Source organism: Streptomyces sp. CNP082 (genome assembly GCF_059570535.1).
The window spans coordinates 211,052-223,571 of record NZ_JCANSZ010000003.1; the positions used below are offsets into that span (position 1 = coordinate 211,052).

At 72.6% G+C, this 12,520-nt stretch carries 8 protein-coding genes; all 8 read right to left on the reverse strand.

Annotated features, from left to right (window positions below; all coding sequences use genetic code 11):
- Positions 1–90: 90 nt before the first annotated feature.
- Positions 91–1,623 (reverse strand): MFS transporter, encoded by a 1,533-nt coding sequence (locus B124_RS03885; RefSeq protein ID WP_496501187.1) that lies wholly within the window; start codon positions 1,621–1,623, stop codon positions 91–93.
- 71 nt (positions 1,624–1,694) lie between these two features.
- Positions 1,695–2,351, reverse strand: a complete 657-nt coding sequence (locus B124_RS03890) for a TetR/AcrR family transcriptional regulator (RefSeq protein ID WP_496501188.1) — start codon at positions 2,349–2,351, stop codon at positions 1,695–1,697.
- A 221-nt stretch (positions 2,352–2,572) separates the two neighbouring features.
- The gene (gene serA / locus B124_RS03895) at positions 2,573–4,189 is read right to left on the reverse strand and encodes a phosphoglycerate dehydrogenase (RefSeq protein WP_496501189.1); all 1,617 of its coding nucleotides are present in this window, start codon (positions 4,187–4,189) and stop codon (positions 2,573–2,575) included.
- A gap of 213 nt (positions 4,190–4,402) precedes the next feature.
- Complete coding sequence (gene ilvC, locus B124_RS03900; protein WP_496501190.1) at positions 4,403–5,401, reverse strand: ketol-acid reductoisomerase; 999 nt, start codon at positions 5,399–5,401, stop codon at positions 4,403–4,405.
- A 283-nt stretch (positions 5,402–5,684) separates the two neighbouring features.
- Positions 5,685–6,209: an acetolactate synthase small subunit gene (gene ilvN, locus B124_RS03905; RefSeq protein WP_496501191.1), complete on the reverse strand. Its 525-nt coding sequence runs from the start codon at positions 6,207–6,209 to the stop codon at positions 5,685–5,687.
- Positions 6,210–6,238: 29 nt separating this feature from the next.
- A complete protein-coding gene (locus B124_RS03910) occupies positions 6,239–8,182 on the reverse strand; it encodes an acetolactate synthase large subunit (RefSeq protein WP_496501192.1) in 1,944 nt (647 codons plus the stop codon).
- A 228-nt stretch (positions 8,183–8,410) separates the two neighbouring features.
- Positions 8,411–11,230, reverse strand: a complete 2,820-nt coding sequence (locus B124_RS03915; protein WP_496501193.1) for a putative bifunctional diguanylate cyclase/phosphodiesterase — start codon at positions 11,228–11,230, stop codon at positions 8,411–8,413.
- Positions 11,231–11,543: 313 nt separating this feature from the next.
- Entirely contained in the window at positions 11,544–12,452 is a 909-nt protein-coding gene (locus tag B124_RS03920; protein ID WP_496501284.1) for a 2-hydroxyacid dehydrogenase, read from the reverse strand.
- Between the last annotated feature and the right edge of the window lie 68 nt (positions 12,453–12,520).

Consider the following 12,520-nt stretch of genomic DNA (forward strand, 5'->3'; position numbering starts at 1 on the left):
CGCCTGCGCCGCGCCGACCGCGGGCAGGCGCCGGTGGCGCCGGAGCCCCGGCCCGCCTCGGGGGTGTGGCGGGCCAGGAGTTCGGGAGGCTCAGCCCAGGTGGACTGCCGGGCTGGCGCTGGCGGCGTGCGCCTTGGTGCGGTCGGGACGGGGGGTGTTCATCAGCACCGCGACCGCCACCGCCGCCACGAGCAGGATCACCGACGCCACCGCGTACGCCGAGGAGAAGCCCTCGACCAGGCCCGCCTTGACGAACTCCGGCACCGGCCCGCCCGCGGCCCGGCGCTCCTCGATCGCCCCCGCGTCCGGCACCCGGTCGGCGATGTAGTCGGTGGTCGCGCTGGTGGCCACGGTGTTGAGCAGCGCGGTGCCGATGGAGCCGCCGATCTGCTGCGAGGTGTTGACCGTCGCCGAGGCGATGCCGGCCTCCTCCTCGCGGACGCCGTAGGTGGCGTAGTTGATCGCCGGGGCCATCACCAGGCCCATCCCGACGCCCACGACCAGTCCCGAGGGCAGCACCCCGGCGGCGTACGAGGTGTCGATGTCCACCGTAGTCAGCCACCCCGTGCCGGCGGCGGCGAGCAGCAGGCCGGGGGCGATCAGCACCCGCGGCGCGACGATCGGCAGCAGCCTGCTGGCGAGCCCGCCGGCGCCGGCCAGCACTCCCGCGGTCATCGGCAGGAACGCCACCCCGGTCTTCAGCGCCGAGTAGCCCATGACGATCTGCATGTAGTACGTGAGGAAGAGGAGCATGGCGAACATCCCGACCGTGGCCACCGCGATGCCCAAAAACGCGCTCCCCCGGGCCCGGCTGAGCACCACGCCCAGCGGCAGCAGCGGCGCGGCGGCGTTCCGCTCGTGCAGCACGAAGCCGGTGAGCAGCACGACACCGAGGAAGAGCAGGCCGAGCACCAGCGCCGAGCCCCAGCCCTCGGACTCCGCTTCGCTGCACCCGTAGACGACGGCGACCAGGCCGGTCACGGCGAGCAGCGCGCCGGGCACGTCGATCTTCGGCCGCGTCTGCGTGCGGGTGTCGGCGGGCAGCACCCACCAGCCGGCCGCGGCCAGCACCGCGATGGGCACGTTTACGTACAGGCACCAGCGCCAGTCCAGGTACTCGGTCAGCACCCCGCCCGTGACCAGGCCGATCGCGCCGCCGCCCGCGGCGATCGCGCCGAAGATGCCGAAGGCGTGGGCGCGTTCACGCTGATCGGTGAAGCTCGTCGTGAGCAGCGACAGCGCCGCCGGCGCGAGCAGTGCGGCGAACGCCCCCTGTGCGGCCCGCGCGCCCAGCAGCATGCCGAAGCCGGTCGCCGCGCCGCCGAGCGCGGAGGCGGCGGCGAAGCCGAGGAGCCCGGTCAGGAAGGCCCGGCGGCGGCCGGCGTAGTCGGCGATCCGGCCGCCGAGGAGCAGCAGACCGCCGAAGGCCAGCGTGTACGCGGTGATCACCCACTGCCGGTCCCCGTCGGAGATCTCCAGGTCCGTCTGGGCGGACGGCAGGGCGATGTTCACGATCGTGACGTCCAGGACGATCATGAGCTGCGCCAGCCCGATGAAGGCCAGCGCGAGCCAGCGCCGCGGGTCGGCTCCCTCGGCGGTGCGGGGCTTCTTTGTAGTGTCCATGCCACTACCTTTCTCGTGCGTGCTTCGGGTTCGGGCTCGGGGGTGTGCGGGCGGTGCGGGCGGTGCGGGCGCTAGCCGGCCTTCCCGCCGATGATGCGGTCGGTGGTCCGTACGAAACGGGCGACGGAGACCGCGGGGCCGGGCAGCGCGGCGCCGCGGGCGCGGGCGGCCTCCGGGCGCAGCCCGTCGAGGTACACCTCCAGATGGCGGTGGGCCAGGGCCTCGTCCTCGGCTACGCCGCCGCCCGGCAGCAGCAGCGTCAGCCGCATGACCATGAACGGGAGGTCGCCGAAGACGACGTCGTCGCGGATCTGGCCGGCCTGCTGCGCCCGTACGATCAGCTCCTGCACCGGCCGCATCGTCCGCGCGCGCCGCTCCGCCAGCTCCGCGTCGATCTGGATCCGGCCGGAGAGCGCGGGCAGTACCGCGCCGATGCGCAGGGTGAGCGCCGCGTGGGCGAACCAGCGCAGCGCCTCGAACGGCTCGTCCTCGCCGGCGAGCGCTTCCTCGGCCGCGTCGTGCAGCTTGGTGAGCGTGACGAGGGCGACGCCGCGGATCAGCGCCTCGCGGCTGGAGAAGTTGCGGTAGAGCGTGGCGATGCCGACGCCGGCCCGGCGGGCGACCTCCTCCAGCGGGGCGTCGGGGCCCTCGCCCACGAAGACCTCGCCGGCCGCCTTCAGGATCAGCTCGCGGTTCCGCAGGGCGTCCGCTCGCGTCGGGGTCCGCATAACCACTCCTCAACCGAAGGGAAAATCTCCACTTCCTGCACCGTAGGAGGGAACCGGAGAGATTTCATCCGTCTGAAGTGAAGTGATAGGGGATCGCGCGAAGATCCTCCGCATCGCGCCGCGGTCCCGGGCCCGCGGCCGTGCCCGGACATACGAACGGGCCCGGGCCGGCGGCATCGCTGCCGCCCGCCCGGGCCCGGTGCCCGGTCTGCCCGGTGGGGCTACTCGGTGAGGTTCACCGCGCGCGCCGAGGCCGCGCCGATCTCGCCGGCGATCTCCTGCACGACGGGCTGCGGGATCGTGTCGTCCACGGTCAGCGCGACCAGCGCCTCGCCGCCCGCCTTGGCCCGCGACACCTGCATCCCGGCGATGTTGATGCCCGCCTCGCCCAGGATCCGGCCCATGGTGCCGACGACGCCGGGGCGGTCGCCGTAGCGGAAGAACGCCATGTGGTCGGCGAGCGCCAGGTCCACGTCGTGCTCCCCGACGGCGACGACCTTCTGCTGGTGCTTCGGCCCGGAGAGCGTGCCGGAGACCGACACCTCCTCGCCGCTGGCGAGCATGCCGCGCACCGTCACCAGGTTGCGGTGGGCGTTCGACTCCGAGCTGGTGGTCAGCCGCACCTCGACGCCGCGCTCCTGTGCGAACAGCGGCGCGTTCACGTAGCTCACGGTCTCGGCGACGACGTCTTCGAAGACGCCCTTGAGCGCGGACAGCTCCAGCACCTTCACGTCGTGCTGGGTGATCTCGCCGCACACCTCCACATCGAGGCGGACCGCGACCTCGCCGGCCAGCGCCGTGAAGATCCGGCCCAGCTTCTCGGCCAGCGGCAGCCCGGGGCGTACGTCCTCGGCGATGACGCCGCCCTGGACGTTGACCGCGTCCGGCACGAGTTCGCCGGCGAGCGCGAGCCGCACCGAGCGGGCCACCGAGATGCCCGCCTTCTCCTGCGCCTCGCCGGTGGAGGCGCCGAGGTGCGGGGTGGCGACGACGCTGTCGAACTGGAACAGCGGGGAGTCCGTGCACGGCTCGGTGGCGTAGACGTCGAGGCCCGCGCCCGCGACCCGGCCCTCCTTCAGCGCGGCGGTCAGCGCCTCCTCGTCCACGATGCCGCCGCGGGCGGCGTTGACGATCCGTACGGACGGCTTGACCTTCTGCAGCGCCTCGTCGCCGATCAGACCCAGGGTCTCGGGGGTCTTCGGCAGGTGGACGGTGATGAAGTCGGAGGTCTCCAGCAGCTCGTCGAGCGAGACGAGCTTGACGCCCATCTGCGCGGCGCGCGCGGCCTGCACATAGGGGTCGTACGCCACCACGCGCATCCCGAACGCCGCCATCCGCTGCGCGACGAGGACGCCGATGCGGCCGAGGCCGACGACCCCGAGCACCTTCTCGTTCAGCTCCACGCCGGTGTACTTCGAGCGCTTCCACTCGCCGGCCTTCAGCGCGGCGTTGGCCTGCGGGATGTTGCGGGCGCTGGCGATGATCAGGCCGCAGGCCAGCTCGGCGGCGGTGACGATGTTGGAGGTCGGCGCGTTGACGACCATCACGCCGGCCTTGGTGGCGGCGGGTACGTCGACGTTGTCGAGGCCGACGCCCGCGCGGGCGACGACCTTCAGCCGGCGCGCGGCGGCGACGGCCTCGGCGTCGACCTTGGTGGCGCTGCGGATCAGGATCGCGTCCACGTCGGCGATGGCCGCGAGCAGCTCGGCCCGGTCGGCGCCGTTGCAGTGGCGGATGTCGAAGTCGGGACCGAGGGCGTCGACGGTGGCCGGCGAGAGCTCCTCGGCGATCAGTACGGCCGGCTTCTGGGGGGCGCCGGATGCTGGGGCAGTGCTCACGTGGTCCTCACTGGATTCCTGTGCGGACGGCCGTCCCGACGGCCGCAGGTGGAGGGATGCAGCGCCGGTCCGCCGGACAGACGCCTGCCGCCGCGTTTGAAGGACACACGACGCTGTGAGCCTGACGCGCGATGTACGAAGAGTGTAGTGGCGCCGGGCGGTGGCCGGGCGCGGTTGCGCTCGACCACCGCTCGAACGAGCGATCCGGTCCGCTCAGTCGTTGTCGTCGACCCAGCTCATGAGCTTCCGCAGCTCCTTGCCGGTGGTCTCGATCAGATGGTCGCCGTCCTGCTTCTTGTACTCGTTGTAGCGCGGGAGGCCGTTGTGGTACTCGGCCATCCAGTCCTTGGCGAACGAGCCGTCCTGGATCTCGCCGAGGATCTTCTTCATCTCGGCCTTGGTGCCGTCGTTGATGATCCGGGGGCCGGAGACGTAGTCGCCCCACTCGGCGGTCTCGGAGACCGACCAGCGCATCTTCTCCAGGCCGCCCTCGTACATGAGGTCCACGATGAGCTTCAGCTCGTGCAGGCACTCGAAGTACGCGATCTCCGGCTGGTAGCCCGCCTCGACCAGGGTCTCGAAGCCGGCCTTGACCAGCGCCGAGGTGCCGCCGCAGAGCACGGCCTGCTCGCCGAAGAGGTCGGTCTCGGTCTCCTCGGTGAAGGTGGTCTTGATGACGCCGGCGCGGGTGCCGCCGATTGCCTTCGCGTACGACAGGGCCAGCGCGAAGGCGCCGCCGCTGGCGTCCTGCTCGACGGCCGCGATGCACGGCACGCCGCGGCCCTCCTCGAACTGGCGGCGGACCAGGTGGCCCGGGCCCTTCGGGGCGACCATGCAGACGTCGACGCCCGCGGGCGGCTCGATGAAGCCGTAGCGGATGTTGAGGCCGTGGCCGAAGAACAGCGCGTCGCCGTCCTTGAGGTTGTCCTGCACGGACTCCTTGTAGACCTGGCCCTGGACCGGGTCCGGCACCAGCATCATGATCACGTCGGCCTCGGCGGCGGCCTCGGCGGGGGTGACGACGCGCAGGCCCTGCTCCTCGGCCTTCGCCCGGGACTTGGAGCCCTCGTGCAGGCCGACGCGGACGTCCACGCCGGAGTCGCGCAGCGACAGCGCGTGGGCGTGGCCCTGGCTGCCGTAGCCGAGGACCGCGACCTTGCGGCCCTGGATGATGGACAGGTCGGCGTCGTCGTCGTAGAACAGCTCGGCCACTGAAGTCTCTCCTCGAGTCTTGCGGATGGGCCCACCGTACGCCTGGCGAGGTGGGGGTCTGTCGGGGGTCGGTTAACGAGGGCTGACGGAGCCCGGACACGGAGCGGGCGGGAGCGGGCCTCGCCCACGGCGGCTGCCGCAGCCGCCGGGGCGGCGTGCGGCGCCGCGCGAGGCGGCCCGGCGGCGGTAGCCGCCGGGCCCGGCCGCCGCCGGACGCCGGGGCCACTCGCGGCCGTCCACCCGCGGCCCGCGCCGGGAGGCGCCCCGCCGCCCGGGCCGGGGGCTACGCCGTGCGGTCCAGGGCGCGCAGCGAGCGGTCCGTGATGGAGCGGGCGCCGCGGCCGATGGCGATCGTGCCGGACTGGACCAGCTCCTTGATGCCGTACGGCTCCAGCATCTTCAGCATCGCCTCCAGCTTCTCGCCGCTGCCGGTGGCCTCGATCGTGACCGCCTCCGGGGAGACGTCCACGGTCTTGGCGCGGAAGAGCTGGACGATCTCGACGACCTGGGAGCGGGTGTCGTTGTCGGCGCGCACCTTCACCAGGACGAGTTCGCGCTGCACCGCGGCGCCCGGCTCCAGCTCGACGATCTTCAGCACGTTGACGAGCTTGTTGAGCTGCTTGGTGACCTGCTCCAGGGGCTGCTCCTCGACGTTCACCACGATCGTCATCCGGGAGATGTCCGGGTGCTCGGTGGTGCCGACGGCGAGGGAGTCGATGTTGAAGCCGCGGCGGAAGAACATCGCGGAGATCCTGGCCAGGATGCCCGGCTTGTTCTCCACCAGGACCGAGAGCGTGTGCTTGGACATGTCTTCGTCTCTCTCTTCGCTGCCCGGCGTCAGTCGTCTGCGCCGTCGCCGAAGTCCGGGCGGACGTCGCGCGCGGCCATGATCTCGTCGTTGGAGGTGCCGGCCGCGACCATCGGCCAGACCATCGCGTCCTGGTGGACGATGAAGTCCACGACGACGGGGCGGTCGTTGATGGCGTTGGCCTTCTCAATGACGGCGTCGAGCTGCTCGGGGTCGTCGCAGCGGATGCCGACGCAGCCCATGGCCTCGGCGAGCTTGACGAAGTCCGGGCAGCGGGTGCCGGCGGCCTGGCGGGCCTGCTCCTCGGCGTCGCCGTCGCCCGCGCCGGCCCCCGTGCCGCCATTGCCGTTCGGGCCGGAGTGCAGCACGGTGTTGGAGTAGCGGCGGTTGTAGAAGAGGGTCTGCCACTGGCGGACCATGCCGAGCGCGCCGTTGTTGATGATCGCGACCTTGATCGGGATGCCGTTCAGTGCGCAGGTGACCAGCTCCTGGTTGGTCATCTGGAAGCAGCCGTCGCCGTCGATGGCCCAGACCGTCGCCTCCGGCGCGCCGGCCTTGGCGCCCATGGCGGCCGGGACGGCGTAGCCCATGGTCCCGGCGCCGCCGGAGTTGAGCCAGGTGCGGGGCTTGTCGTAGTCGATGAAGTGGGCCGCCCACATCTGGTGCTGCCCGACGCCCGCGGTGTAGACCGTGTTCTCCGGGGCCAGTTCGCCGATGCGCTGGATCACCTGCTGCGGCGAGAGGGTGCCGTCGGTGGGCAGGTCGTAGCCGAGGGGGTACGTCTCGCGCCAGCGGTTGAGCTGCTGCCACCACTCCGCGTACCGGTCCGTGCCGGTGGCGCCCCCGTCCCGCTGGCCGCCCTGCTCCTGCTCGCTCTGCACCGCCACGATCAGGTCGGCGATGACCTCGCGGGCGTCGCCGACGATCGGCACGTCCGCCTCGCGGTTCTTGCCGATCTCCGCCGGGTCGATGTCGGCGTGCACGATCTTGGCGTACGGCGCGAACGTGTCCAGCCTGCCGGTGACCCGGTCGTCGAACCGGGCGCCGAGCGCCACGATCAGGTCGGCCTTCTGCAGCGAGGTGACCGCGGCCACCGTGCCGTGCATGCCGGGCATGCCCAGGTGCTGCGGGTGGGTGTCGGGGAAGGCGCCGAGGCCCATCAGGGTGGTGACGACCGGGGCGCCGGTCAGCTCCGCGAGCACCTTCAGCTCGGCGGTGGCGCGGGCCTTGAGCACGCCGCCGCCGACGTAGAGCACCGGGCGCCGGGCGGCGCCGACGAGCCGGGCGGCCTCGCGGATCTGCTTGGCGTGCGGCTTGGTCACCGGGCGGTAGCCGGGCAGCTCGTGCCGGGGCGGCCAGGAGAAGACCGTGGGCGACTGCAGCGTGTCCTTGGCGATGTCGACCAGCACCGGTCCCGGGCGGCCGGTGCTGGCGATGTGGAACGCCTCGGCGATCACCCGCGGGATGTCCGCGGGGTCCGTGACCAGGAAGTTGTGCTTCGTGATCGGCATGGTGATGCCGCAGATGTCCGCCTCCTGGAAGGCGTCCGTGCCGATCGACTTGACCACCACCTGGCCGGTGATCGCCACCAGCGGCACGGAGTCCATGTGCGCGTCGGCGATCGGGGTGACGAGGTTGGTCGCGCCCGGTCCGGACGTGGCCATGCAGACGCCCACCTTGCCGGTGGCCTGCGCGTACCCGGTGGCGGCGTGCCCCGCGCCCTGCTCGTGGCGGACGAGGACGTGCCGGACCTTGGTGGAGTCCATCAGCGGGTCGTAGGCGGGGAGGATGGTCCCGCCCGGAATGCCGAACACCGTGTCCGCGCCCACGGCCTCAAGGGCGAGGATGAGGGACTGCGCGCCCGTCACGGTCTTTTCTGCCGGTGTGTGCCCCGGGGCGCGGGACTGTCCCCCGCTGCGGGCCCGCGGCGGCTGCGGGTGGGGCTCACTCCGCGGGGGAGCCTGCTCGGTCATCGGTTTCTCTTCTCGTCTTCGAATGGTGCGAGGGTTGGGGTGGAGCGGGTTCGAGCAACAAAAAACCCCTCGTGCCAGATGGCAAGCGAGGGGAGCGCGCCGGCGCGGTCCGGGAGTCGGGATCCGCTTCAGCCGACGCGCTGTCCAAGTACGAGAATTCGGGTGCGCATGGACCTGACCTTGCCCCCGGCGCGCCGGGGGTGTCAAGTTCGTGGGACCCAGGTCTCACTATGTGAGCGCAATGGCCGAAGCGTCCTCCTCCGGCAGCGCGAACGCTCCCAGGGCCAGTGCGTCCCGTACTCGCTCCTCCTCCAGTGGTTCGCAGTAGGCCATGCCCTGCGCGTGCCGGCAGCCCAGCGCGCGCAGCACCTCGGCCTGCTCGGGCAGGTCGACTCCCTCGGCCGTCGAGTCCAGGCCCAGCTCGCCGGCGATGCCGATCATCCCGGCCGCGATGGCGCGCAGCCGGGGTGACTCGGCCAGGCCGTCGACCAGGCCCCGGTCCAGCTTGAGCACGTCCACCGGCAGCCGGCGCAGCGCGGCGATGGCGGCGTGCCCGCTGCCGAAGCCGTCGAGCGCGATGCGCACGCCGAACCGGCGCAGCGCCACCAGGCGCCGCTCCAGCTCGTCCATGCCCACCCGGGTGTCGCTGTCGGCGATCTCGATGGTCAGCGCGCCGGGCGGCAGCCCGTGCCGCATCAGCAGGGCCTGGACCAGTTGCGGGGACATGCTCCGGTCGGTGAGCCGGGCGGCGGACATCCGTACGGTCACGGGGATGCCCATGCCCGCCTCGTACCGCTCGGCGGCCTGCTCGACCGTCGCCTCCAGCAGCCAGCGCGCCAGCTCCGCGGTACGCGCCCGGTCCTGCCCGCTGCCGCGCCCGTCCGGCGGGCCCTGCATGAACTCGGCGGGCGTGTGCACGATGCCCTGCGCCGAGCGCCAGCGCGGCTGCGCCGACAGCGCGGCGAGGCGCCCGCTGGACAGCTCCACCACCGGCTGGTGCACGAGCGTGAACTGCCCGTCGTCCAGCGCGGAGCGCAGCCGGTTCGCCATCTCGATGCGGCGCACCACCTCGGCCTGCATCTGCGGCGCGTACAGCTCGACGCGCGCCTTGCCGGCCTGCTTGGCGCGGTACATCGCCAGGTCGGCGTTGCGCATCAGCTCCGCCGGCGTGCTCCCGGGCTCGGCGAAGGCCACGCCGATGCTGGCCGCGACCCGCACCTCGACGCCGCCCGCGGTGTACGGCTCGGAGAGCCGCACCCGCAGCCGGTCGGCGACCTCGCGGGTGCGCCGCTCGCGCCCGGCGCCGTCGGACCGGTTCTCGCCCGCGGCACCGCCGACGAGCAGCACGGCGAACTCGTCGCCGCCGAGCCGGGCCGCCGAGTCCCCGGAGCGGATCGACTCCTGCAGCCGGCGGCCGGCCTGGATGAGCAGCTCGTCGCCGGCGGCGTGCCCGACGGTGTCGTTGACCGCCTTGAAGCCGTCGAGGTCGATGAAGAGCACGGCTGCGTTCGCGTCCCCGGCCCGCCGGCCGCCGAGCGCGTGGCCGACACGCTCGGTGAACAGCGCCCGGTTCGGCAGGTCGGTGAGCGCGTCGTGGGAGGCGCTGTGCTGCAACTGCGCCTGGAGCCGGACACGCTCGGTGACGTCCCGGGAGTTGAAGATCAGGCCGTTGTGGTGCCGGTTGACCGTCGACTCGACGTTGAGCCAGCCGTCCTCGCCGTACCCGCCCTCGCCGCCGGCGCGGGCGCCGCCGCGCCGGCCGCTGCCGGCCTTGAAGCGGCACTCGATGCGGATCGACCGCGCCCCGCCCGGCGGCGCCGACAGGAACCGGCGCACTTCGTGCAGCACCCGGCCCAGGTCGTCGGGGTGGATGAGGCCGGCCAGCTCGCAGCCCTCCAGCTCCTCGGGATCCGTGCCGTAGACGCCCAGGGCCGCGGGGCTGACGTAGCGCAGCACGCCGGACGGCGCCGCGATCATGATGACGTCGCTGGAACCCTGCACGAGCGAGCGGAAGTGGCTCTCCTTGTGGGCGAGTTCCTGGGTGAGGCTGATGTTGTCAAGCAGCATGATCGCCTGGCGTACGACCAGCGCCAGCACGACCGTGCACGCGGTCATCAGCACCACGCGGTCCACGCTGCGGCCGTGCAGCAGGTTGTACAGGATCCCCAGCGTGCACACGCCGGCCGCGAGATACGGCGCGAGCGCGCCGATGTGCCCGGCGATGGGGCGGGCCCGCTCCTCCTGGCCGCGCTCCTCCGCCTCCTCGGCTCTGCCGACCCACGGGGCGTACGCGAGCAGCACCGAGCCGGCGAACCAGCCGGCGTCCAGCAACTGGCCGGAGCGGTAGTGCTCCTGGAGCAGCGGCGAGGTGAACAGCGCGTCGCACAGCACCGTGAGCACCAGCGCGCCGATCGCCGTGTTGATCGCCGAGCGGCCCGCCGCGGTGCGCCGGAAGTGCAGCGCCAGCACCATGCTCACCAGCACGATGTCCAGCAGCGGGTACGCCAGCGCGAGCGCGACCCGCGGCACCGACTCGTCGTCCCCCGCGGCGTGCGCCAGGGCGAGGGTCCAGGAGATGGTGAGCAGGGAGCCGCCGATGAGCCAGGTGTCCAGGCCCAGGCAGATCCAGCCCGCTCTGGACACCGGCCGCCGGGCGAGCACCAGCAGGCCGATGACCGCCGGCGGTGCGAAGAGCAGGAAGAAGAAGTCCGCCATGGACGCCTCGGGCAGCGGGCGCTGGAGCACGACCTCGTACCAGCCCCAGATGCCGTTGCCGATGCCCGCCATGGCGGACGAGACGCCGAACATGAGCCAGGCCGGTCGAAAGCGGCCCTGGCGGATACGCGCGTAGTAGAGACACGAGAAGGCGGCCGCGAACGCCGCCGCGCTCAGCCCGAAGTCCCCCATGATCAGGGCCATTCGGGTAGAGCCCCAGCCCAGAGCGGAACCGGTGGCATACCCCGCGCAGAGCACCGCGAGGACCAGCTGGGGTACGACCCCCGCGGGCAACGGCGGCCTGGGCACCACCGCCCCGATCGACGCGGTCACCGCGCCCCCCGGCTGCCGGGAGCCGGCCGCGTCGGCGGTGCCGCCGCGGCGCCGGCTCTCAAGGCCGGGAGGCGCGCGGGACTGCCGTGCAGCCCGCGTACCGGAAAGTTTTTCCATTTGCCGTGCATGTGCCCATCGCCCCCCTCGATATCGGTTGCGCGGCCGGCAGCGGGCCGGCCACGTTGACGTCGGGAGCAATCCCCGCTGCGGACGATACACCAGGTTCGTCACGCAGGGACATACTTCCTCTACGGAGCGTAACTGAAACCGAGAGTCGCGTCTCGGCTACACACAGTGTTCGTATAGTCGTCCGTCAGGCAACGGCGACCACGTGCTCCACCGGTTCACCGGCGGCGAACCGCCGCAACTGGCCGCGCAGCAGCCTCTCGGCACGCGGCCGGAACGCGGACGTGGGGCCCCCGGTGTGCGGGCTGACGAGCACACCGGGCGCGCGCCACAGCGGGTGGCCCGGCGGCAGCGGCTCGGGGTCCGTCACGTCGAGCGCGGCCCGCAGCCGGCCCGGCTCCACCTCGTCCAGCAGCGCTTTCGTGTCCACGACCGGGCCGCGGCCGACGTTCACGAGCAGGGCGCCGTCCTTCATCCGGGCCAGGAAGGAGGCGTCGACCAGGCCGCGGGTGGCGTCGGTCAGCGGGGTGGTCACGATCACCACGTCGGCGGCGGGCAGCAACTCCCGTACGTCGGCGAGGGCGTGGACGGGACCGCGCGGTGTGGTGCGGGGGGAGCGCGCAATGCGTATGACCCGCTCGCACTCGAAGCCCGCGAGCCGGTCTTCCACCGCGCTTCCGATGGCGCCGTAGCCGAGGATCAGCACGGTCTTGTCGGCGAGCGACGGGTGGAACCCCGTGCGCCACTCCTGCGCGTCCTGGCCGCGGACGAAGTCCGGGATGCCGCGCAGCGACGCGAGGGTGAGCGCGAGCGCCAGCTCCGCGGTCGACGCCTCGTGCACGCCGCGGGCGTTGCACAGCCGGGCCCCCGGCGGCAGCGCCGGCAGGAAGTCGTCGACGCCGGCGGTGAGGGTCTGCAGCACCTGCAGCGCCCGCATCCGCGGCACCGGGTTGCTGGTCATCCGGCGCATGTACGGGGCCACGAAGAACACGCAGCCGGCCGGGTCGGCCGGGAACTCCGGCTCGGCGTCCCAGTGGACGTAGTCGAGTTCCGGCGGCAGACCGGCGATCTCGTCCGGCGGAATCGGCAGCCACACCTGTCCCTCGCTCATGCCCACGAGGCTAGGCGATCGGCACGGGCGCGCGGGGCGCGGGGCCGGGTGGT

Coding starts and splice junctions, on each gene's coding strand:
- B124_RS03885 (WP_496501187.1), bottom strand. CDS start 1,623: ATGGACACTACAAAGAAGCCCCGCACCGCCGAGGGAGCCGACCCGCGG.
- B124_RS03890 (WP_496501188.1), bottom strand. CDS start 2,351: ATGCGGACCCCGACGCGAGCGGACGCCCTGCGGAACCGCGAGCTGATC.
- ilvN (WP_496501191.1), bottom strand. CDS start 6,209: ATGTCCAAGCACACGCTCTCGGTCCTGGTGGAGAACAAGCCGGGCATC.
- B124_RS03910 (WP_496501192.1), bottom strand. CDS start 8,182: ATGACCGAGCAGGCTCCCCCGCGGAGTGAGCCCCACCCGCAGCCGCCG.